The sequence below is a fragment of the Sphaerisporangium sp. B11E5 genome (genome assembly GCF_039871875.1).
GTDB lineage: Bacteria > Actinomycetota > Actinomycetes > Streptosporangiales > Streptosporangiaceae > Sphaerisporangium.
In genome coordinates this window covers 1-21,888 of sequence record NZ_JBDPMD010000039.1, presented here as the reverse complement: position 1 = coordinate 21,888, position 21,888 = coordinate 1, and the positions used below count along the sequence as shown (strand labels likewise).

General features: G+C 71.6%; 20 protein-coding genes. 6 read left to right on the top strand and 14 right to left on the bottom strand.

Annotation, left to right across the window (positions count from 1 at the left end; all coding sequences use genetic code 11):
* Positions 1-110 precede the first annotated feature (110 nt).
* The 6 genes from ABGB17_RS28300 to ABGB17_RS28275 all read right to left on the bottom strand — a co-directional run bounded on the left by ABGB17_RS28300 (position 111) and on the right by ABGB17_RS28275 (position 7,475).
* Positions 111-893, bottom strand: coding sequence for an HAD family hydrolase (locus ABGB17_RS28300; RefSeq protein WP_347634896.1), 783 nt, complete (start codon positions 891-893; stop codon positions 111-113).
* A 32-nt stretch (positions 894-925) separates the two neighbouring features.
* A complete protein-coding gene (locus ABGB17_RS28295; RefSeq protein ID WP_347634894.1) occupies positions 926-2,227 on the bottom strand; it encodes a DegT/DnrJ/EryC1/StrS family aminotransferase in 1,302 nt (433 codons plus the stop codon).
* A gap of 120 nt (positions 2,228-2,347) precedes the next feature.
* Positions 2,348-3,763: a condensation domain-containing protein gene (locus ABGB17_RS28290; protein WP_347634892.1), complete on the bottom strand. Its 1,416-nt coding sequence runs from the start codon at positions 3,761-3,763 to the stop codon at positions 2,348-2,350.
* Positions 3,760-4,782 (bottom strand): glycosyltransferase, encoded by a 1,023-nt coding sequence (locus tag ABGB17_RS28285; protein WP_347634890.1) that lies wholly within the window; start codon positions 4,780-4,782, stop codon positions 3,760-3,762. The genes ABGB17_RS28290 and ABGB17_RS28285 overlap by 4 nt, the downstream gene beginning before the upstream one ends.
* Positions 4,783-4,999: 217 nt before the next feature.
* Complete coding sequence (locus ABGB17_RS28280; protein ID WP_347634888.1) at positions 5,000-5,977, bottom strand: NAD-dependent epimerase/dehydratase family protein; 978 nt, start codon at positions 5,975-5,977, stop codon at positions 5,000-5,002.
* A gap of 457 nt (positions 5,978-6,434) precedes the next feature.
* On the bottom strand, positions 6,435-7,475 hold the full coding sequence (locus tag ABGB17_RS28275; RefSeq protein ID WP_347634886.1) for a phosphotransferase: 1,041 nt from the start codon (positions 7,473-7,475) through the stop codon (positions 6,435-6,437).
* Positions 7,476-7,579: 104 nt separating this feature from the next.
* Here ABGB17_RS28275 and ABGB17_RS28270 point away from each other — a divergent pair, with 104 nt between their 5' ends.
* Positions 7,580-8,269, top strand: a complete 690-nt coding sequence (locus tag ABGB17_RS28270) for a PIG-L family deacetylase (protein ID WP_347634884.1) — start codon at positions 7,580-7,582, stop codon at positions 8,267-8,269.
* Between the two features lie 6 nt (positions 8,270-8,275).
* Here ABGB17_RS28270 and ptsP read toward each other — a convergent pair whose 3' ends face one another.
* The 5 genes from ptsP to ABGB17_RS28245 all read right to left on the bottom strand — a co-directional run bounded on the left by ptsP (position 8,276) and on the right by ABGB17_RS28245 (position 12,075).
* On the bottom strand, positions 8,276-9,937 hold the full coding sequence (ptsP, locus tag ABGB17_RS28265) for a phosphoenolpyruvate--protein phosphotransferase (RefSeq protein ID WP_347634882.1): 1,662 nt from the start codon (positions 9,935-9,937) through the stop codon (positions 8,276-8,278).
* A gap of 28 nt (positions 9,938-9,965) precedes the next feature.
* Complete coding sequence (locus ABGB17_RS28260; protein ID WP_347634880.1) at positions 9,966-10,223, bottom strand: HPr family phosphocarrier protein; 258 nt, start codon at positions 10,221-10,223, stop codon at positions 9,966-9,968.
* A gap of 68 nt (positions 10,224-10,291) precedes the next feature.
* A complete protein-coding gene (locus ABGB17_RS28255) occupies positions 10,292-10,738 on the bottom strand; it encodes a PTS glucose transporter subunit IIA (RefSeq protein ID WP_347634878.1) in 447 nt (148 codons plus the stop codon).
* Between the two features lie 11 nt (positions 10,739-10,749).
* Positions 10,750-10,986, bottom strand: coding sequence for a PTS glucose/sucrose transporter subunit IIB (locus ABGB17_RS28250; RefSeq protein ID WP_347634876.1), 237 nt, complete (start codon positions 10,984-10,986; stop codon positions 10,750-10,752).
* A 54-nt stretch (positions 10,987-11,040) separates the two neighbouring features.
* The gene (locus ABGB17_RS28245) at positions 11,041-12,075 is read right to left on the bottom strand and encodes an SIS domain-containing protein (protein WP_347634874.1); all 1,035 of its coding nucleotides are present in this window, start codon (positions 12,073-12,075) and stop codon (positions 11,041-11,043) included.
* Positions 12,076-12,233: 158 nt separating this feature from the next.
* Here ABGB17_RS28245 and ABGB17_RS28240 point away from each other — a divergent pair, with 158 nt between their 5' ends.
* From ABGB17_RS28240 to ABGB17_RS28230, 3 genes are all read left to right on the top strand, one after another.
* Positions 12,234-12,974, top strand: a complete 741-nt coding sequence (locus tag ABGB17_RS28240; RefSeq protein WP_347634872.1) for a GntR family transcriptional regulator — start codon at positions 12,234-12,236, stop codon at positions 12,972-12,974.
* A gap of 31 nt (positions 12,975-13,005) precedes the next feature.
* Positions 13,006-14,340, top strand: coding sequence for a PTS transporter subunit EIIC (locus tag ABGB17_RS28235; RefSeq protein ID WP_347634870.1), 1,335 nt, complete (start codon positions 13,006-13,008; stop codon positions 14,338-14,340).
* A gap of 124 nt (positions 14,341-14,464) precedes the next feature.
* Positions 14,465-14,959: an Rv3235 family protein gene (locus ABGB17_RS28230; RefSeq protein WP_347634868.1), complete on the top strand. Its 495-nt coding sequence runs from the start codon at positions 14,465-14,467 to the stop codon at positions 14,957-14,959.
* 236 nt (positions 14,960-15,195) lie between these two features.
* On the opposite strand, the gene secA is transcribed toward ABGB17_RS28230, so the two are convergent.
* Positions 15,196-18,012: a preprotein translocase subunit SecA gene (secA, locus tag ABGB17_RS28225; protein ID WP_347634867.1), complete on the bottom strand. Its 2,817-nt coding sequence runs from the start codon at positions 18,010-18,012 to the stop codon at positions 15,196-15,198.
* 283 nt (positions 18,013-18,295) lie between these two features.
* Here secA and ABGB17_RS28220 point away from each other — a divergent pair, with 283 nt between their 5' ends.
* A complete protein-coding gene (locus ABGB17_RS28220; RefSeq protein WP_347634865.1) occupies positions 18,296-18,577 on the top strand; it encodes an HGxxPAAW family protein in 282 nt (93 codons plus the stop codon).
* Positions 18,578-18,737: 160 nt separating this feature from the next.
* Positions 18,738-19,976: a crosslink repair DNA glycosylase YcaQ family protein gene (locus ABGB17_RS28215; RefSeq protein ID WP_347634863.1), complete on the top strand. Its 1,239-nt coding sequence runs from the start codon at positions 18,738-18,740 to the stop codon at positions 19,974-19,976.
* 3 nt (positions 19,977-19,979) lie between these two features.
* On the opposite strand, the gene ABGB17_RS28210 is transcribed toward ABGB17_RS28215, so the two are convergent.
* Both ABGB17_RS28210 and raiA read right to left on the bottom strand, forming a co-directional pair.
* Entirely contained in the window at positions 19,980-20,684 is a 705-nt protein-coding gene (locus tag ABGB17_RS28210) for a response regulator transcription factor (protein WP_347634861.1), read from the bottom strand.
* Positions 20,685-20,820: 136 nt separating this feature from the next.
* Entirely contained in the window at positions 20,821-21,477 is a 657-nt protein-coding gene (gene raiA / locus ABGB17_RS28205) for a ribosome-associated translation inhibitor RaiA (protein WP_347634859.1), read from the bottom strand.
* Between the last annotated feature and the right edge of the window lie 411 nt (positions 21,478-21,888).

The following is a 21,888-nucleotide window of genomic DNA, read 5'->3' as shown; positions in this document are numbered from 1 at the left end:
CCGAAATTATTCGAAATCTTACGTTCATGTGTAAGTATCGTCAATTCTTTATGTCTGTCCACACCGAGCTGCGGGACCAGGCATTGATGTCGGTCTCCGCGTGTCGTGCACTAAAGTGGCGACGCGACCCGTGTGCCGAAGAGGTCCTCGACCGTCACGTCGGCCAGCGAGGCGACACACCCGCCGGGGCCGGCGTCCCGCAGGCGGTCCGCGGAGGCCGCGCCGGTGCTCACGGCCAGGGAACGCACCCCCGCGGCGCGCGCGGCGAGGACGTCGCTCGGAGTGTCCCCGATCAGCACGATGTCCGCGCGGCTCAGCGCCAGCGACCCGGCACGCGCCAGCCCCCGCACACTCGTCACCGCGTCCCGCGCGATGTCCGCCCGCAGCAGGTGCCGGTCGCCGAACCCCCCGCCGGCCTCCAGCCCGCCGAGGCCCGCGGCCAGCATCTTGCACCCCGCCACGGCACGGGCGTTGCCGGTCGACAGGCCGATGATCACCCCGTGGCGCCGCAGGTCGGCCACCAGCCGTGCCACACCGGGCAGGACGTCGCCGCGGGCGTCCAGCCCTTCGGCGGCGCCCGTCATCCGGCGGCACATGGTCGCCACGATCCTCTTCCTGAGCCCCGGCCGCCGCGCGGCCGGCACCCCGCCGCGGTCGAGGATCAGATCGATCGTGCCCGCGTCCGTGAAGCCGGAGAGGTTGTGGCCGCGGACGAACAGGTCGCCCCCCACGTACTCGAACGCGGCCGCGACGCCCGCCTCCCGTTCGATGGCGTCGGCCATGGTCCCCATGTGCAGCCGCTGGAGACCGCACCCCGGGCGCATGATCGTGCCGTCGATGTCGAAGATGACCGCGGTGGCCCTGCCGTCCCCCCGGCGTGCCGTGCCGTCCACGCTTCCCCCCTTCGCTCTGCTTCGGACGGCCGTCAGAGACGGCTGAACACCACCTTCGCCACCGCTTCCGCGATGTCGGCCATGTCCTGGCGGGTACCGAGGAACGTGCTGTGGTGGGTGAGCACCGCATGGCTCGCGAGATGTTCGGCGTGCGGGTAGACGCGGCCACGGTGCTCGGCACGGAACCGCTCGGCCAGCGGCCCGAGCGTCGGCTTCGTCCACGGCTGGAGGAGACGGCTGCGGTTGAGCGGTTCGCGCGGAGGATAGAAGCGCACGTGGAGCTCCGCGGTCAGCGCGTCGGCGACCTGCTCGTTGGTCATCCCGGCCGGCAGCGGGTCGAAGATGATCGGCGCCTCGTAGATGGAGATGCGCGTCTGCTCGGGGCGGTGCCGCAGCAGCCTGACGCCCGGGATGGCGTCGAGCAGGCCGGACAGGGCCGCGTAGTTGCGGTTGCGGATCTCGTGCTGCTCATCGAGCCGCGCGAGCTGGGCACAGAGCAGCGCCGCGCCGAACTCGCTGAGGCAGAGGTTGGCGCCCATCATCGTGGCGCTCTCCTCCAGCTCAAGGCCCTGCGGGGCGTCGGCCCGGGTGGTGTACCGCCGCGAGTCCGCGCGCAGTTCCTGTGCCAGCGACGCCAGGGTGTCGTCGTCGGTCACCACCGCGCCTCCCTCGCCGCCGGTGAGCACCTTCGAGTGCTGCATGCTGAAGCACCCGAGGCGGGCCAGCGAGCCCGCCTGCCGGCCGAGCCACTGCGCGCCGTGCGCCTGCGCCGCGTCCTCCACGACGGTGACGCCGCGCGGCGCGGTGACCTCCCGCAGCGCCGGGATGTCGGCCATCGCGCAGGACCAGTGCACGGCGAGCACGGCCCGCGGCCCGGCGGCGAGATCCAGGGTCTGCGGGCTGACGCATCCGGTGTCGGGGTCGACGTCGACGAGCACCGGGACCAGTCCCGCGCGCAGGACGGCGCTGGCGGAGGCCACCCAGGTGAGCACGGGCACCAGCACGACGTCGCCGTACTCGAGACCGAGCGCCTCCAGGGCCACGACAAGGGCGCTCGACCCGTGGTCCACCGGCACGCAGTGCCGCACCCCGACGTACTCGGCGAACATGCGGGAGAAGCGGCGCTCGAACAACTCGCCGCTCCCGGGGCTGGTGATCGCCCAGCGTCCGCTGCGCAGGACCGCGTCGAGGTGGCGGCCCGCGTCGTCGGCCGGCACCGGCCAGGCCGGCCAGGCGCGTCCGGGCGGGCGTACCGGGACACCACCCTCCACCGCCAGCGTGTCGGCCCCCGGCGGCCGCCGACCAGTACTGATGTGACGCTTCGAAGATGTCACGGTGCCTGATCCCTTCGGACGAGCGGTACGACCGGGCGGCGGCGCGGCCGCCCGCGGGCGTCGTGAGGACACCGTCCGGCCGCGGGGGCGGACGGCGGGTGGTGCGGGACCGCCGGTGTCTCAGCGGGGGGCGTGCAGGGAGCCCACGCTCCGGAGAGGGTCCCTGACGAGCGCGGAGACGATCGACACGTAGTCCCGCGCCGCCTCGCTCACCATGTGGTCGTCGAAGAAGCGGGGACTGTGGACGAGTGCCCCGCCGCTGCGGTCGTTGTCGATGATCAGGGCAGGCGTGCCACGCTTGATCCACAGCGGGACACGGGCGTCGTCGTCCCGCGTCTTGGTGCCGGGCGGTGGCGTGCCCTCGTCGAATTCGAGGTACTCGACCGTGAGGTCCGGGAACACCAGCCCGGGGCCGTCCGGGGAGAGCGCCTGGAACCACGCGTCATAGAGATGCAGGAACGGCCACGGCCTGCGCTTGGGGAAGTCGGGGTTCACCGCCGCCGCGGTCGCTTTGAACGACGCCAGGCGGGCGAGACCCGATTCCATGGCCGAGTGGACCTGGGTGACGACGTCCCGCGCCGGGCTCTCCGGCCTGATGTCCGCCGCCAGGTAGACGTTGTTGGTGAACTGCCCCACGACGTGCCGCGAGGCGCGCGTGTCCCGCCCCATGGTCGTCGTCCCGACGATGATCCTCTCCCGTCCGGTGCGGAGGGACAGCAGGATGTGGTAGGCGGCCAGGAGCAGCGTGAACGGCGCCGCCCTCAGGTCCCAGGCGACGCCGGCCACCTTTTCTGCGAGCTCCGCGCCGAAGTCGAACCCATGGGAGGTCTCCGCCATCAGGTCGGCGTCGCGCGGGGGGTCGAGCACGGGGAACGGCACACCCTCGGGCGCCGGGAGCAGCCGGCCGGTCCAGTGGTCCAGGTCCTCGGGCAGGCCGGGCAGGCTGCGGCGCTGCAGGGCGACGATGTCCTGGTACTCGATGTCCGGCCCGGCCGGGTGCGGGGCCAGGCCGAGGTGGGCCCGGTAGGCGTGCACGATGCCGGCGACCAGGACGTTGGCCGACCAGCCGTCGAAGATGATGTGGGAGAAGCTCAGCGCCAGCACGTGCGACCGCTCGGCGGTCCTGATCAGGTGGATCTCCCACAGCGGCCCGCGGCGCAGGTCGAACGACCGGAAGCGCTCCCTGGCGTAGAAGGAGTCCAGCCACTCCCGCCGCGCGTCCTCCGGCATCGACGAGACGTCGGCGAACCGGACGGGCGGGTCGATCTCCGGCTCGATCATGACCAGGGGGTCGTGATCGACCGTCAGGAAGACGGTGCGCAGGCTGGGCTGCCGGCGCACGACGTCCGCCACCGCCCGCCGGAACACCTGCTGGTCCAGGTGCCCGGTGACACGGCGCAGGCCGAGGAAGTTGATGCGGGCGTCCCCCGGGTCCTCGGGGGCGAACGCCTTCATGTACTCCCAGAGCGTCTCCTGGCTCGGCGTCAGCGGCAGCCCCTCGCACGGCCCTGCCCGGGCACCGGGGCCCGGCGTCACTTGACGTCCTCGGTCGGCGTGAACCCCATGAACAGCAGTTCCGGCCGGCGGAGCTGGAACGCGGCCGTGAACGCGCCGACGTCGAACAGCGAGTCGACGAACGCGCAGGCCACCGAGTCGAGCGCGGCCCGCGGCGTGCGGTCGCCGCCCCTGCGTCTCCACGCCCGGGACGCGAGCACCGCCCCGGCCACCACGGGCGCGGCCAGCAGGCTGCGGCCCCGCGAACGGCGGGCGGCGGGGAGGCTGAGCAGGCCCACGGCGGCGACCAGCGTCGCCGCGTTCAGCACCAGGCGCCGCCGCCCCGGGTGCATGACGCAGAGCCACTGCTCCGACTGCCCGTACATGAACAGGCGGGCGCAGACCGTCCGCAGGGAGTCCGTGCTGCCGCTGTCGTGGGTGACGATCGCGCCGGCGTCGCAGATGATCGCGTACCCGGCCTCGGTCAGCCTGATCCCGAGGTCGATGTCCTCCCCGCACACCACGGTGAGGCTGTCCGACGGGAACCCGCCCACCTGCTGGAACGCCGACTTCCTGATGATCACGTTGGAGGTGGCCGCCCAGGAGAGACGGCTGTGGACGAGAGGGCGTTCGTGGTCGGTGTTGAGCAGGGTGGACCTCTTCATGATCCTGAAGACGGCCGTGTCGCCCTCCTCGACCATGGTGGGGCCGGTGATCGCGGCGACGTCGTCGGGGAGGGACGGCATCGCCGCCGCGTACCGCTCCAGCAGGTCGGGGGCGACCCGGCAGTCGGAGTCGGTGAAGAGGATGTGGTCGTACTTCGCCAGCTCGACGCCGAGGTTCCTCTTCGCCCCGACATGCCGGGGCCCCGGTACGTACCGGGCGTCGTGGAAGCGGCAGTTCTCCTGGTGCAGCGACGCCTCCGCGGGCACCGAGTCGTCGACGACCAGCACCTCGGAGGGAACCGGGGAACGGCCGGCCGCCACCCGCAGGCTCTCCAGCAGGGCGCGCGTCTGCGGCACGCGACCTTTCACGGGAATGACGACCGAAATGCCGTTCACAATGTCCGTCCGGAGGAGAGGGAAAACCGCGGAGCACCACGTGTCCCCCGCACGTCCGACGATATCCCGTACTTCCGGTTCGACATTCGCCCTACCTTTTTTCGCGTGACACCGAACGCAAGGGCGCAGCGGTGTCCCCAATGGTGGCAGCACTTCTGAATCGCGGCAAGGAATGTTTTCGCGGCCACCGTGAACAATGCCGGCGGCCCACGGGACGCTACTTCGTCACCGCGGCATTGGCGCGGACCTCGGAGATCACGTCAAGCAGCACGTCGTCGAGTGACCGCGTCGGTCGCCAGCCCGTCAGCGACCGGAGCCGCGCGGTGTCCGGCACGCGGCGCAGCGGTTCCTCCGAGTGCGCGCCGTACACCTTTTCGTGCGGCACGAAAACAATGTCGGAACGGGAGCCCGTGAGCTCGATGACGCGTCTGCCGAGATCGAGCACGCTGATCTCCTCGGACGAGCCGAGGTTGAACGTGCCGCCGACCGCCCGCTCGTCCCCCAGCAGGGACAGCAGCGCCGCCACCGCGTCGCCGACGTGCAGGAAGCAGCGGGTCTGCCTGCCGTCCCCGTAGATCGTGACCGGCTCGCCCGCCACCGCCTGCCTGACCAGCCGCGGCACCACCATGCCGTAGGCGGGGCTCTGCCGGGGGCCGACGGTGTTGAAGAAGCGCACGATGATCGTGCTGAGCCCGCGCTCCCGGTGATAGGCGTTGACGAGGCACTCGTCCACGGCCTTCGCCAGGCTGTAGGACCAGCGGGCGACCACGGGCCGGCCGAGCACGTGGTTGGCGTCCTCACGCAGCGGCACGTCCTGGCTCTGGCCGTAGACCTCGCTCGTGCTGGCGAGCAGCACCTTCCTGCGGAAACGGTCGGCCGCCTGCATGACCACCTGCGTGCCGCGCACGTTGGTGGCCAGCGACCCGAGGGTCTGGTCCACGATCAGGCGGACGCCGACCGCCGCCGCCAGGTGGACGACCACGTCGCAGCCCTCGACGAGTTCCGCCACCAGCGCCTCGTCCAGCACCGAGCCCTTGACGAACGTGAAACGCCCGCCGGCCGTGTGCGCGGCGACGTTGCCGGGGTCGCCCGTCGACAGGTCGTCGAGTGCCACCACCAGATGGCCCTGTCCGAGCAGCGCCTCGCCGAGATGCGAACCGATGAAGCCGGCGCCACCGGTGATCAGGTATCTCACGGTGATTCCTTCCGTGGCAGGGCGCGCGGAGGCGACCGCTTGACCTGTGCGACGGTGCCCGGGGACCCGCTCACAGAAATAGGGAATTCACCGGGACCGGCATTTCTCGGCGGTGACGCTTTCGGCGCGCCGGCCATGATGATTTCGGCGGGACCGCCGCGACCACACGATCCGCCGGACCGATTACCTATGACCTATAAGCTGCCGCCCGATTTGCCCAGCATAATGGAAAGTGCTCTTCGTTGGCCCGTCCGCGGCGACCGCCGAACATGAGCACCCGGCACGGGCCGGCATATGAGGCGTCAATGCCCGCGCTTTTTACCCGGGTCTTCTTTTCGGCTCCCGTGCCGGCCGGCGTTCCGCGGGCCGTGTGAACGGCGCCGCCGCCACGTCCGCGCCGGGAAGCCTTGTTCAACTGATGAAACACGCAGTTGAACAGTGCCCGTGCGTCCCGCGGTCAGCGCGGGGGCACGAGCGGGTCCGGCAACGCTCCCGGCGCGGGCCAGCGGCCCGTCAGCAGCCGCCGCACCCGGTGGAGGGAGTGATCGGGGGAGAGCTCGTCCAGGGGCCGGTCCGGGGGATCGACGACGATGTCCCGGAGCGCGTAGGCCAGGGTGTACAGACGCATGCGCCCGGCCGCGTCGTCCTCGCGGAAGGCATCGGGGTACTCCTCCGCCAGCCGGCGCAGCACGGCCGGATGGGGGCCATCGCCGTTCAGCGTGTCGATGTCGGCGTTGTCGCAGAGGCGTTGCAGGTCGAGCAGGGGCGGGCCGAACCGCACCCACTCGAAGTCCATCATGACGACCGCGCCGTCCTGCGACCACCAGAGGTTGCCGAGGTTCAGGTCCCCGTGCATGAGCCCGTGCCGTGAGGGATCGTCGACCGCCGGCGCCAGGTGCTCCAGCTCGCCCAGCGTCGCGACGGCGTCCGCCATGAGCCCCGGGTCGATGAAGGGCAGGCCCCCGGCGTGCCGCGCCATGGTCACGGCACGCGGGACGGGCAGCGGGGTGTGGTCCGCGCCGAGCAGGGCGGACATCCCACCGCCTTCGAGGCCGGGGCGGGCGCACACCTGGCGGGCCAGGCCGGCGGGGGGCGTCCACCGGTGCAGCTCACGGAGCATGTCCGCGAGCTGCGCCACCGCCGAGCGGCGCTCGGCCTCGGTGAGCGACGGCCAGCGGAGGTCGAGCGGCCCGCCGGTGAGCCGGCGGGTCACCGAATAGTGGAGCGGGAAGTCGTGCACGGCCGCCGGCCCGTGCCCCACCACCTCCGGGTAGCGGACACCGCCCGGCATGGCCTGGACGACCGCCACCTCGCGGCCGAGGCGGGAGACGTCGCCGCGCCAGCAGACACGCAGGACCACCGGCCCGAGCCGCGCGTCGTCCATCAGCCACGTGTCGTTGGACCGGCTCTCGATCAGGTGTGACGCCGTCACCGGCTCCAGACCCGCCACCGTGAGAACGTGCTTCAAGCGCTCCGCCGGGCCGGGAATGGTCGTCACGGGGGCCACTCTAGTGGTCATATCCGTCTTTTCTCCGCTGTGATCGTCTGATCAGATGGACGGGGCAGGCGGCCGGGGCCCCATCGGCGGACGCGGGAGGCGGATTGAGAAGGCTGCTCGTGGTGGTCGCGCACGGTGACGACGAGACCCTGGGCGCCGGCGCCACGCTGGCGCACCTGAGCGACTCCGGCGTGCGCGTCCGGTTGTGCGTGCTGACCGACGACGACGGGTCCCGCCATTCCACCGGGCACGGCGCCACCGACCGCGTGGCGGCGATCGAGGAGGCCGCCCGGATCCTCGGCATCCACGAGGTCTCCGTCCACGGCTACGGCGACAACCGGCTCGACCGGATCGGTCAGTTGACACTCAACCGGACGATCGAGGGGGAGATCATCCGGTTCGAGCCGGACACCGTCTTCACCACCAGTCTCAGCGACCTCAACCAGGACCACCGCCTGGTGAGCTCCGCGGTCCGGGTCGCGGCCCGCCCCGGGCGGACCGGCGTCACCGAACTGCGGTGCATGGAGGTGCGGTCGGCGACCGACTGGGGCGAGGCGTCCGGCGTGCGGCCGACGTTCACCCCCCAGTGCTGGCAGGTCGTCTCCGAGGAGCATCTGGAACGCAAGCTGGCGGCGCTGCGCGCGTACGGCCGCGAGGTCGAGAAGTGGCCGCTGCCGCGCAGCGAGGAAGGCGTGCGGGTCCTCGCCGCGTACCGGGGCAGCCAGGTCGCGGTTCCCCTCGCCGAGGCGTTCGAGGTGCCCCGGGTCGTTCACCATCCGCCGGACGGGACCTGAGTCCCCTCAGGAGGCGGGGAGGCCGGGCAGGTGGGCGAGGGCGGCCCGGCGGGCGTCCTCGGGGGTGACGGCGCGCCGGGCCGCTGTGGCGGCGGCGTGGCAGTCGGACGTGGTGTGGCGGGCCAGGGCGGTGCGGGTCCAGGGGACGGCCGTGGGGGTCATGGACAGGGTGGTGGCGCCGAGGCCGACGAGGACGCAGGCCATGGCGGGGTCGGCGGCCGCTTCGCCGCAGATGCCGGTGGGGAGGCCCGCCTTCGCGGTCAGGGCCACGAGGTCGAGCAGGGCGGGGTGCCAGGGGGTCTGGAAGGGGGACAGGGACGGGAACTGGCGGTCGGCGGCGAAGGTGTACTGGGAGAGGTCGTTGGTGCCGACGGAGAAGAAACCGGTCCTTTCCGCCAGGTCAGCGGCGCGGAGGGCGGCGGCGGGGACCTCGATCATGACGCCGGCGTCGGCGAGGCCGGCGTCGCGGGCCAGGGCGGTGAACCAGGCGGCCTCGTCGGGAGTGGAGATCATGGGGGCCATCACCTGGAGCCGGGCCGTGGTGCCCTCGGCGGCGCGGGCCAGGGCTTCGAGCTGGGTGGTGAGGATGTCGGGGTAGACGCGGAACAGGCGGATGCCGCGTTCCCCGAGGGCCGGGTTGGGCTCGGGGGCGGTGGGGCGCAGGAAGGGCAGGGGCTTGTCGGCGCCGGCGTCGAGGACGCGGACGACCACGGGGGCGCCGGGGAAGGCCGCGAGGACCTCGCGGTACACCTCCACCTGCTCCTCCAGGGACGGCGGCTCCTCGCGTTCCAGGAAAAGGAACTCGGTGCGGTAGAGGCCCACGCCCTCGGCGCCGTTCTCCAGGGCCGCGGCGACCTCGTGGGGGCCGCCGATGTTGGCGAGCAGGGGCACGCGGTGGCCGTCGGCCGTACGGCCGGGGCCGGTGACGGCGGCGGGCTCGGCGGCGGCCCCGGCGTCCGCCAGGCGGGACCGGACCTCCTCCTCGCCGGGCGCGAGCGTGACCACGCCGGACGTGCCGTCCACGAGCACCATGGTGCCGTTGACGAGGCCGGTCGCCCCGGCGCAGGCGACCACGGCGGGCACGCCCATGGCACGTGCCAGGATCGCGGTGTGGCTGGTCGGCCCGCCCCGCTCGGTGACGAACGCCGCCACGACCTCCCTGGACAGCGTGGCGGTGTCGGCGGGCGACAGATCATGCGCGACCAGCACGTACGGCGCCCCCGCCTCCCCGGGCAGGCCGGGCATGGGCACGCCCGTCAGCTCGGCGATCACCCGGTCCCGCACGTCGTCCAGGTCGGCCACCCGCTCGGCGACGTACCCGTCCCCCTCGGCCAGCTCGTCACGGAACCGCAGGAACGCGTCGTACACCGCCCGCTCGGCGGCCACCCCGGCGTCGACCAGCCCGGCGACCTCGGCGCTGAGCGCGGGGTCGCGCGCCATCAGCGCCTGGGCGCGCAGGACCTCCTCGGCCTCTCCCCCGCAGGCCGCGCCCCGTTCCCCGAGCATGGCGGCGACCCGGGCCAGCGCGGCCTCGGCCCTGGCCGTCTCGGCGACCGGGTCTCCGTCGTGCCGCGCCCCGGCGGGCGGCTCGGGGATCGTGACGCGCAGCAGGAACGCCGCGCCGTACCCGGCGCCGGGGCTGACCCCGGCTCCGGTGAGCGTCTCCATCACAGGGCCTCTCGAAGGTTCTCGGGACTCAGGGGACCGAGACGATGGCGGCGAGGTCGTCCAGCAGGCGGTCGGCGTCCTCACCCTCGGCGTGGATGACGATGGTCTCGCCGTTGCGGACGTCCAGCGCCAGGATGGACAGGATGCTCTTGGCGTTCACCGGCGTGCCGCCCGGCCGGGCGACGGTGACGTCGATGGGCGCCTTCGCCGCGGTCTGCACGAACGTCGCGGCCGGGCGCGCGTGCAGGCCGACCTCCGACTCCACGATCACCTTGCGCTCAGGCACGGTTCCTCCTCAAGAAAGTTGATTTCACTAGGCCTTGATACCCGGCCCCAACAAATCAGGCGGCTCCATCAGTCCCACCGGAACAGTTCCTCTCCGGCGAGCACCGGACCGGCCGCCAGGGGCCGCAGCGCTTCAGGCCGGGCCTCCAGCGCGACCACCGGGCACACCGGCGACAACCCGGCCCCCGCGACCGCCACCGGGTCCCAGACCACGACCGGACGCCCCGCCGTGACGGCCTGGCCCTCACGGACCAGCACCCCGAACCCCTCTCCCCGCAGCCGCACGGTGTCGATGCCGAGATGCACCAGCACCGCCCGCCCGTCCACGCCGACGATCACGTACGCGTGCGGGTGGATCTTGAGGACGGTGCCGTCCAGCGGCGCCAGCGCCTCGCCCGCCGTGCGGCGTGGGTCGACGGCCGTGCCCGGCCCCACCAGCCCCCCGGAGAACACCGGGTCGGGCACGGCGGCCAGCCCGATGACGAACCCGGCCACCGGGGCGAGGACAGTGGTCACGGCGCGGGGTCTCAGCCGATGATGTCGTCGATGTCCGAGGCGAGCGTGTCGGCGTCCGGGCCCACGACGACCTGCACGACGTTGCCCGCCGCCATGACGCCGTGCGCCCCGGCGGCGCGCAGCGCGGCCTGGTCGACCTTGGCGGCGTCCCGCACCTCGGTGCGCAGGCGCGTGATGCACGGCTCGATCTCGATGATGTTGTCGGCGCCGCCCAGCCCGGCGATGATGGCGTTCGCGTCAGCAGACATGTCGTCCTCCTCGTCACGCCGCTCCGGCGGCGCTCCCGGACCGGGTAAGCAAGGCTATTCCGTCTGCGTGACCTTGTTGAGGCCGCGGGGCGAGTCCGGGTCGTGGCCGAGGCGGCGGGCCAGGGCCTCGGTGAGGAGCTGGCCGGGCACGATCAGCCCCATCGGCGCCACCCACTCCGGCAGCGCCGGGCCGTTCAGCGCCGCCGTGGCGGCCCCCGCGAGCTCCGCGCCGCCGCCCACGGCGTACGCGGCGGCGCCGGCGCCGGTCACCCGCCGGGCGAGCGCGACGGTGCCGGGCAGCGTCGGCCCCTCCCCCGCGGCCACCAGCAGCGCCGGGGTGTCGCGATCGACCACGGCGATCGGGCCGTGCAGCAGGTCGGCGTACGACAGCCCCATGGCGTGCAGGTAGCACGCCTCCTTGAGCTTCAGCGCCGTCTCGAGCGCCGTGGAGAACGCCATGCCGCGCCCGGACACCACCACGCCGGCCACCCCGGCGAGACCCTCGACGACGGCGTCGAGATCGCCGGGGTCGGCGACGAGCTCCTCGACGGCGTCCGGCACCCGGGCGAGGTCGTCGGCCTTGACGTCCGCGCCGAGCCCGAGGGCGAGCACGGCCAGGGCGGCGAGCTGGGTGGTGTAGGTCTTGGTGGCCGGGACGGCCTCCTCGACACCCGCCTCGGTGCACAGGGCGAGGTCGGCGGCCTGGGCCAGCGGCGACCCCGCGCCGCCGTTGGTGATCGCCACGGTGGCGGCGCCGCAGTCCTTGGCCCAGGCGAGGGTCTCGACGATCTCCTCGGTGCGCCCGGACTGCGACAGGCCGACGGCGAGCGCGCCGGACAGGTCGATCTTGCGCTTGTACGTGGTGGCGATGGACGGCGCCGCGAGCCCGGCCATGCGCCCGGCGTACGCCTCGACCAGGTAGCGGCCGTACACCGCCGCGTTGTCGGACGTGCCGCGCGCCACGAAGACGAGGTGGCGGGTGCGCGCGGCGAGCGCCTCGACCTCGTCCACCCGGGGCAGCAGGGCGTCCAGTGTGGCCCGCAGCGCGGCCGGCTGCTCGGCGATCTCACTGCGCATCTTGGTGGTCATCCGGGCGCGTCCTTCGGCTGCGGGTGGCGAGATCGGGCCGTTATAGATCCGTCGCCGGTCCGTACGTTGACACTCATTTCCGAGCTGTGGTCTAGTCCGGACTAGACCAGCACAAACCCTAACGCATCCCGCCGACGAGATCGAGAGGGGAGGGATCGGTGGCCCGGATCGACCCCGACAGCCCGGTGCCGAAGTACTTCCAGTTGCGCGAGATCCTGCTCGACCTCATCGAGAACAACGAGCTGTCCATCGGCGCGGCCATCCCGTCCGAGCGGGAGCTCTGCCAGCGTTTCGGCCTGTCACGCATGACGGTACGCCAGGCGGTGGACCAGCTCGTCTCCGAGGGGCGCCTGCACCGCGTGGCCGGCAAGGGCACCTTCGTGGCCCGGCCGAAGATCGAGATGGCGTTGCGGCTCACCTCGTTCAGCGACGACATGCGGGCCCGCGGCATGGAACCCGGCTCCCGGGACCTCGACCGGCGGGTGGTCCGGGCCAGTGCCCACCTGGCGCGCGAGCTCGGCATCCAGCCCGGCGAGGCCGTGCACTTCATCGAGCGGCTGCGCACGGCCGACGGCGACCCGCTGTGCATCGAGCGGGCGCACATCCCCGTGTCGTTCGCCCCCGACCTCGGCTCGCACGACCTGACCGGCCGTTCCCTGTACGCGCTGCTCGAGACGCGGCACGGGGTGGTGCTCGACGCCGGGGAGCTGACCATCGACGGCGGCATCGCCGACCCGGGCGACGCCGACCTGCTCGGCATGCCGCGGGGCGGGGCCGTGCTGATGCTGCAGCGGCGGTCCTTCGCGGGTGGCGTCTGCGTGGAGTTCGGCGTCTCGACCTACCGCGCCGACCGGTACCAGCTCCGCACGGTGCTGGAGATCCCGGCCAGGCGGGGCTGAGTCCTCCCCCCATCTTTCCTGGAGGAAGCCGATGAGCACCTCTTCGGCAGACGTGCGCCTCCCCGGCGCCCCCTCGGCCCGGTCCGCGGTGATGGCGGTCCTGTCCCGCATCGGACGCTCCCTCATGCTGCCGATCGCGGCGCTGCCCGCCGCCGGCCTGCTGCTGCGGCTCGGGCAGGACGACCTGCTCGGGCGCACGGACAACGCGGCCCTGGACAAGGTGGCGGAGGTCGTGGGGGGCGCGGGCGGGGTGCTGTTCGACAACCTGCCACTGCTGTTCGCCATCGGCGTCGCGGTGGGGTTCGCCCGCAAGTCGGACGGCTCGACGGCGCTCGCCGCGCTGATCGGCTACCTGGTGTTCGACCGGGTGTCGCGGCTGCTGTTCTTCGACGCCGACCCCGGGTTCGCGGTGCACCAACGGGTGGCGCGGACCGTGGTGGGCGCGGACGGGCGGCCCGCCGAGGTGATCGACCTGGCGGCGGGCAACCCGACGGGGGTGCTCGGCGGCATCGTCATCGGCATCACCGCGGCCCTGCTATTCCAGCGGTACCACCGGATCAAGCTGCCCACCTGGCTGGCGTTCTTCGGCGGGCGGCGGTTCGTGCCGATCGTCACGGCGTTCGCGGCGCTGGTCATCGGGGTGCTGTTCGGGCTGGCGTGGCAGCCGGTGGGCGAGTGGATGACCGGGTTCGGGCGGTGGCTGGCCGAGCACTCGACCGTGGGGGCGGGGATCTACGGCGTCGCCAACCGGCTGCTGATCCCGCTCGGGCTGCACCACTTCCTCAACTCGATCGTGTGGTTCCAGGTGCCCGACTGCACGGTGGGCGGCAAGGCGTTCGCCGGGGACCTGACCTGCTACCTGCGGGGCGCCCCGGGGTCCGGGGAGTTCATGGCCGGCTTCTTCCCGGTGATCATGTTCGGCCTCCCCGCCGCCGCGATCGCCATCTGGCGCGCCGCGCCACCGCACCGTCGCCGCGCGGTGGGCGGCATCATGATCTCCGCGGCGCTGGTGGCGTTCGTCACCGGCATCACCGAGCCGATCGAGTTCGCCTTCATCTTCGTGGCCCCCCTCCTGTTCGTGATCCACGCCCTCCTCACCGGCCTCTCCATGGCCCTGGTCGCGGCCCTGGACGGCCACCTCGGCTTCACGTTCTCGGCGGGGGCGATCGACGCGGCGCTCAACGCCACCAAGTCCAACACCGACGGCTTCGGCATGATCATGCTGATCGGCGTCATCTATGCCGCCGTGTACTACACGGCCTTCAGCTTCCTGATCCGCCACCTGAACATCCTCACCCCGGGCCGCGACCCCGAACCCGACCCCGACTCCGGCGAGCACCCCCCTCCCGCCACCACCGATCCCTGAACACCCGCGCCCCCACCGGCGCGTGCCGGGGCGAGCTGATCACAAGTTGGCGGTCCCGCGTATCACCGGGCCGGGTGGTGCGCTCCATGGTGGGTCACGAGTCCCCCCACCAGCGGAGCATGCGATGTCCCGACCCGACCCGAAGCTGCTGACCCTCCCGGCGTCCGAGCCGCCCTACGACGAGCACGACCGCCGCCACGGATCCGCCTCTCCCACCGCGGGGGCACTGGCGCTGGCCCACCTGCCGCCGCGAGCGGCGTTCGCCGGCGGCGGCCGGGCCCCCGAGGAGCGGGCACTGCGGGGGCTCGCACAGGCCGTGGCGGAGATCCTGGCCGGGCAGCGACCGGCGGGTGTCGTGGCGGGACGGTTCACCGAGCGGGCGTACGGGGAACTGGTGCGGGCCGGTCGCATGATCCACACCCCGCGGCGTGTCCTGGTCGGACGACCGCACATCACCCGCCCTCAGGACGACGTCATCGAGTTCTGCGTGCTCGTGCACTGCGGCGACCGCAGCCGCGTCCTCGCCCTCCGCCTGGAACGCCGCCGCACCCACTGGCTGTGCACCGAGTTCGAGACCGCCGAGACCACGACCTCCCACCGACGGCCCCAGCGGACGTGAGGTGAGGCCCGTACCTACAATCCCGCACGTGAGGCACGTACCCCCACACCCCGCACGTGAGGCACGTGCCACCCTCCGCACGTGAGGCACGTGGCCACCCTCCGCACGTGAGGCACGTGCCATCCTCCGGGCAGGAGGCCCGTACCCACCCTGGGACGGAGGTCCGTGCCCACTCACCCTGGAACGACGACGGGCGCCTCACCCACGAGGGGAGGCGCCCGTCTGAGGTGCGTCTGTCAGGCGTTGGCGTTCTTCGGGTCGCCGTGGCAGCGCTTGTACTTCTTGCCCGAGCCGCAGGGGCACGGGGCGTTGCGCTCGACGTTGCCGTAGGCGGCGCGTTCGGCCGAGGTGGTGCGGACGCGGGTCTGCTCCACCTCGCCGCTCTCGCCGGGGGCGGTGTAGATCATCTCGGTGGGGCGCTGCGGGCGGCGCAGCGCCTTGGAGATGATGGCCTCGGTCTCGCTGACGGCGCTGCCGGGCACGGCGTCCTGCGGCGAATCGTCCTGGACGATCGGGTTGTCCTGCACCTGGATCTCCAGGTTGAACAGGTACCCGACCGACTCCTCCTTGACGCCGTCGAGCATCGCGGTGAACATGTCGAAGCCCTCGCGCTGGTACTCGATCAGCGGGTCGCGCTGGGCGTACGCCCGCAGGGAGATGCCCTCCTGCAGGTAGTCCATCTCGTACAGGTGCTCGCGCCACTTGCGGTCGATCACCGACAGGATGACGCGCCGCTCGATGTCGCGCATGGTCTCGGCGCCGAGCTGCTCCTCGCGCCGGTCGTACGCCTCAAGGGCGTCCGCCTTGACCCGGTCGACGATCGCCTGCGCGGTCAGCGCCTCACGCTCGCCGCCGGCCTCGCTCTCGATGAGCTCGTCGACGGTGAACGAGATCGGGTAGAGCTGCTGGAACGCCTTCCACAGCTTGTCGAGGTCCCACTCCTCGGCGAAGCCCTCGGTGGTGGCCGCCCGGACGTACTCCTCGACGACCTCGCCGATGAAGCCGCGCACCTGCTCGTGCAGGTCGGCGCCCTCCATGACCCGGTGGCGCTCGGCGTAAATCACCTTGCGCTGGCGGTTCATGACCTCGTCGTACTTGAGGACGTTCTTGCGGATCTCGAAGTTCTGCTGCTCGACCTGGTGCTGCGCCGAGGCGATGGCCTTGGAGACGATGCCCGACTCGATCGGCACGTCCTCGGGGATGTTCAGCCGGGTCATGATCATCTCAACCCGGGCGGAGTTGAACAGCCGCATGAGGTCGTCCTCCAGCGACAGGTAGAACCGGGACTCGCCCGGGTCGCCCTGACGGCCGGACCGGCCGCGAAGCTGGTTGTCGATGCGCCGCGACTCGTGGCGCTCGGTGCCGAGGACGTACAGGCCGCCGAGCTCGGTGACCTCGTCGTGCTCGGCCTGCACGGCCTCCTTGGCCTTCTCCAGCGCCTCGGGCCACGCCTTCTCGTACTCGTCGGGCGTCTCGGAGGGCGACAGGCCGCGCTGCTGCAGCTCGACGTCCGCCCGGAACTCGGGGTTGCCGCCGAGCATGATGTCGGTGCCGCGGCCCGCCATGTTGGTCGCCACGGTCACGGCGTGCTTGCGGCCGGCCTCCGCGACGATCGCCGCCTCACGGGCGTGGTTCTTGGCGTTCAGCACCTCGTGCTGCACACCGACCCGCTTGAGCATCTTGGAGAGCTTCTCGGACTTCTCCACCGAGGTGGTGCCGACGAGGACCGGCTGGCCCTTCTCGTAGCGCTCCTTGATGTCCGCCACGCAGGCGGTGAACTTGGCGTCCTCGGACTTGTACACCACGTCGGCCTGGTCGCGGCGGATCATCGGCCGGTTGGTGGGGATGGGAATGACGCCGAGCTTGTACGTCTGGTGGAACTCGTTGGCCTCGGTGACGGCCGTACCGGTCATGCCGGCGAGCTTGGTGTAGAGCCGGAAGTAGTTCTGCAGGGTGACCGTGGCGAGCGTCTGGTTCTCGTCCTTGATCTTGACGGCTTCCTTGGCCTCGATGGCCTGGTGCATGCCCTCGTTGTAGCGGCGGCCGTGCAGGACGCGCCCGGTGAACTCGTCCACGATCAGGACCTCGCCGTCGACGACGATGTAGTCCTTGTCCTTCTTGTACAGCTCTTTCGCCTTGATGGCGTTGTTCAGGAAGCCGACCAGGTGGGTGTGCTCGGGCTTGTAGAGGTTGTCGATGCCGAGCCAGTCCTCGACCTTCTCGACACCGGCCTCAAGCACGCCGACGGTGCGCTTCTTCTCGTCGACGATGTAGTCGCCGGTGCTCTCCTCGCCGTCCTTGCCCTCGACGCCGCGGCGCAGCCGGGGCACGATCTTGGCGAACTCCTGGTACCACTTGCCAGACTGCTCGCCGGGACCGGAGATGATCAGCGGGGTACGGGCCTCGTCGATGAGGATCGAGTCGACCTCGTCGACGATGCCGAAGTTGTGGCCGCGCTGTACGCACTCCTCCAGCGTCCAGGCCATGTTGTCGCGCAGGTAGTCGAAGCCGAACTCGTTGTTCGTGCCGTACGTGATGTCCGCGTTGTACTGCTTGCGGCGCTCCTCCGGCGGCATGTTGGCCAGGATCACGCCGACGTCGAGACCGAGGAAGCGGTGGACGCGGCCCATGGTGTCGGCGTCGCGCTTGGCGAGGTAGTCGTTCACCGTGATGACGTGGACGCCCTTGCCCGAAATGGCGTTGAGGTACGCCGGCAGCGTACAGGTCAGGGTCTTGCCCTCACCGGTGCGCATCTCCGCGATGTTGCCGAGGTGCAGCGCCGCGCCGCCCATGATCTGGACATCGAAGTGGCGCTGGCCGAGCACGCGGCGGGCCGCCTCGCGTACGGCGGCGAACGCCTCGGGGAGCAGGTCGTCCAGGGACTCACCGTCGGCGTGGCGCTGCTTGAACTCATCGGTAAGCGCGCGCAGCTCGGCGTCGGTGAGGCTGGTGAAGTCGGACTCGATCGAGTTGACCTGCTCGGAGATCCGCTTCAGCTTACGCAGGACCTTGCCCTCGCCGGCGCGAAGAATCTTGTCGAGAATGGCTGGCACTTTTCGTAAAGCTCCTCGCAGGTATGCACCGCGGCCCGACGGCCGGGACAATGAGGACGAGACATGGTTCCCGATAGCCATCGTAGGCGGTTTCACCACCCGGCACAGCCACCGTCAATGACGCTGTCGGGGCCACGTGGCGCGGTCCCCTCCCCGGACGGGCGGGTACGGCCGCGCCGACCGGCGGCGACGTTGGATATCGTGCGACGGTGAAGGGGCGCGAACCTCCGCCCCGGCGTGCCCTCGCCCGGCACCGCCGTATGAACGCGGACAAGGAGTCAGCATGGCCGACAGCGCACCGGCTCAGGCACACAGCGGTCAGTCCCACGCGGGGCGGCCCACGTCGTGGCTGGCCGTCACCGTGATCCTCCTGGGGTTCACCATCGGCGGCGTGGCGCTGACGATCGGCCCCAACTGGTTCCTGTTCTGGGTCGGCGTCGGGGTGACCGCGATCGGCGGGGTGCTCGCCCTGATCTTCGACATCTTCTCCGACGTGATCGAGGACGCGCCGCGCGAAATCGCCGTCCAGGAGCACCACTCGCCGTTCGAGCGCGCCAAGGACTGACCACGGCGCGGGCGGGACCTGCTCCCGCTCGCGGGGCGTGACCGGGCGGGACGGCCTCTCCTCCGCGGGGGGCCTTCAACTTCCCGCCGAGTTCGGGCGTGGCGCGGCCGGGCGGCGTCGGCGCGAGCGTTATGTCGGTGGCGGGTTCTAGCATCGGAGGATGCCGAGCGTCCTCCCCGCCCCTGTGATCGAGTTGTCCGCCGGCGAAGCCCGCCGCGCCATCCTGCGTGCCCAAGGGTTCCTCGGCGCCGGCTCCCGCCGGGGCGGGGTGGCCGCGCTGCTGCGCCGGCTCGCCGCCGTCCAGCTCGACACCATCTCCGTGCTCGCCCGTTCCCACGAGCTCGTGCCGTACGCGCGGCTCGGCGCGGTCGGGCGGGCCGCGGTCGAGCGGGCTTACTGGCACGAGCCCGCGGCGGCCTTCGAGTACTGGTGCCACGCGGCGTGCGTGCTGCCCATCGAGCACTGGCCGCTGTACTCCTTCCGCCGCCGCGCCTTCCGCGAGCGGCGCTACCGCTGGCACGAGGTGCCGGCGAGCATCGACAAGGTGCTCGAGCGGGTCAGGAACGAAGGACCGGTGACCACCACCGACCTCGGCGGCGCCAAGAACGGCGGGCCCTGGTGGGACTGGTCGGACGTCAAGATCGCCGTGGAGTTCCTGCTGGACATCGGCGAGGTGGTCTGCACCCGGCGGGTGGGCTGGCGGCGGGTCTACGAGGCGGCCGAGCGTGTCGTGCCCGCCGCCCTGCTCGCCGAGGACCTCACCGACGCCGAGTGCGTCACCCGGCTCACCGGCATCGCGGGCACCGCGCTCGGCGTGGCCACCCGGGCCGACCTGGTGGACTTCGTGCGGGTGCGCGGGCCGTACGCCACCCTGCTCGACGAGGCGCTGGCCTCCGGCGCGGCCGGGCTGGTGCCGGTCACCGTGGCCGGCTGGCCCGCCGCCCGCGGCAAGGGCGCCGGCACGGCCAACGCCTGGGCCGACCCCGAGGCGCTGGCCACCGTGCCGCGTGGCCGGCACCGCACCACGCCGCTGTCGCCGTTCGACTCGCTGGTCTGGGACCGCGCCCGCACCGAGCGGGTGTTCGGCTTCACCCACCGCCTGGAGGCGTACGTCCCGAAGGACAAGCGGGTCCACGGCTACTTCACCATGCCCGTGCTTGCGGGCGGCCGCCTCATCGGGCGGGTCGACCCGGCCCGTGAGGGCACCACGCTCGTGGCCCGCACGGTGGGCTTCGAGGCCGGCGCCGGTGCCCGCGCCGCCGAGGCCATGGCGCTCGCCCTCTGGGAGGCCGCGGCCTGGGTGGGCTGCGACGACGTGCGGGTGGAGCGGGTGTCCGCGCCGCAGCTCACGCCGGTGCTGGCCGCCGCCCTGCGGCAGGGCGGCGGCGCGGGCCTGTAGGCGTCAGGTGATCTCGAGGAGGCGTTCGCGCACCGCGTAGACGACGGCCTCCATGCGGGAGTGCAACTGGAGCTTCTCCAGGATGTTGCGTACGTGGTTCTTCACGGTGTTCTCGGAGATGAACAACTGCTTGGCGATCTCGCGGTTGTTCATGCCCTTGGCCACCAGCCGCAGGACCTCCATCTCGCGGTCGGTCAACCGCGGGACGGGGAGCTGCGGGGGCCGTTCGGCCTCCTTGCGGCTCATGTTCGCGAACTCGCTGATCAGCTTGGCGGCCATCGCCGGGTTGATCAGCGACTGGCCCTCGTGCACACCGCGCACGGCGTCGGGGACCTCGTCGATCTGGACGTCCTTCAGCAGGTAGCCGGTGGCCCCCGCCTTGATCGCCTCGAAGAGGTCCTCCTCCTCGTCGCTCACGGTCAGCATGATGACGCGCGAGCTCGGCACGGACGCCTTGATCGCCCTGGTGGCCTCGATGCCGCCCTGACGCGGCATGCGGACGTCCATCAGCACGACGTCCGGCAGGAGGCGGTCGGCAAGCTCGACCGCCTCCTGACCGTCGCTCGCCTCACCGACCACTTCGATGTCCGGCTCCGCGGTCAGCGCGAGATCCAGGCTCCGCCGGATCAGCGCGTGATCGTCCACGATCAGCACGCGGATCGGCTCGTCACGCCCGGAACGGCCGGCCGTTTCGTCGGTCTGCGTCACGCCTCCTCCTCGTGGGGAACCGGTCGCGCCGGGGGGATCGTCCCTGCCGCGCGATGCTCCCGCGCCGTCGGAACCGCCATCATTACACGGCTTTCCCGGGTACGGGGATGGTCGAGAGGATCTTCGAACGCGGAGGTTATTGTTCTTCTAGCCGCAGAACGCCGTACGCGTATCCGACACGGCGGTACACGACGCTGGGATGCCCGCTTTCCTTGTCACGGAACAGGTAGAAATCGTGCCCGACGAGCTCCATCTCCAGTAGCGCCTGGTCGATGGTCATCGGGTCGGCCTTGTGGAACTTCTCCCGGACGACGAGCGGCCCGTCGCCGTCCATCTCGATCGGCACGATCGGCTCGTCGGAGGAACGGGGCCGTTCCTCCGGCTCGTAGAGCCGCTCGGTCTCGGCCGGGAGCGGCTCGGGCAGCGGGGTGTACGTATCGCCAAGAGCGGAGGTCAACTCGGCCACCGAGGGGGGGCAGTGGTTGCCGTGATGGACCTTGCGCCGGTCGGCGATCCGCCGGAGTCGACCCTCCAGCTTGCCGAGCGCGATGTCCAGCGCCGCGAAACGATCATCGGCGGAGGCCTCGGCACGGATGGCCGGCCCCCTGGAGTGGATCGTCAGCTCGACCCGCTCGCGTTCGTCCTGCGCGCGCACGTTCGCCTGCTTGGACACCTCCACGTCCACTCGAATGAGCTTGCTGTCCAGTCGCTCGATTCTGGCCAGTTTCGTCGTCACATGATCGCGGAACCGGTCACTCACACTGGTGTGCCGTCCCTTGACGATGATGTCCACTCAAAGGCCCCCCTTCGTCTCGACTGCAGAGGAGAGCACCCGTTCGGCCGACCTGGTCTTCGTCCCCACATCCGCCTGCTGAGGGGTTCGCGGCTCCATGCCACTACTGCCCTTCTCTTCTGACGAGGGACATCTGGTCCCTGCGGGAAGGCAGGACTTACCTCTAAGCCGCACCGTGATCGGTCGACGAAGAGTCGCCTTACGTGGGCCGTTTCGCCTGCGGCTGGCATCGGCTAGCCGGCCCGGTCCCCTGAAGGGGATCGGCCCGGCGCAACCACGGACCCGAACGGGTGCCATGCTCAGACGCTAGTCGCTACCGGCCCGAATGTCAGCCTGGCCCCGACCGCAAACACCACCCACAGTGATCGCCCCACCCGCCCACCCCACCCACCTCGTAACCCTCCGCAACCC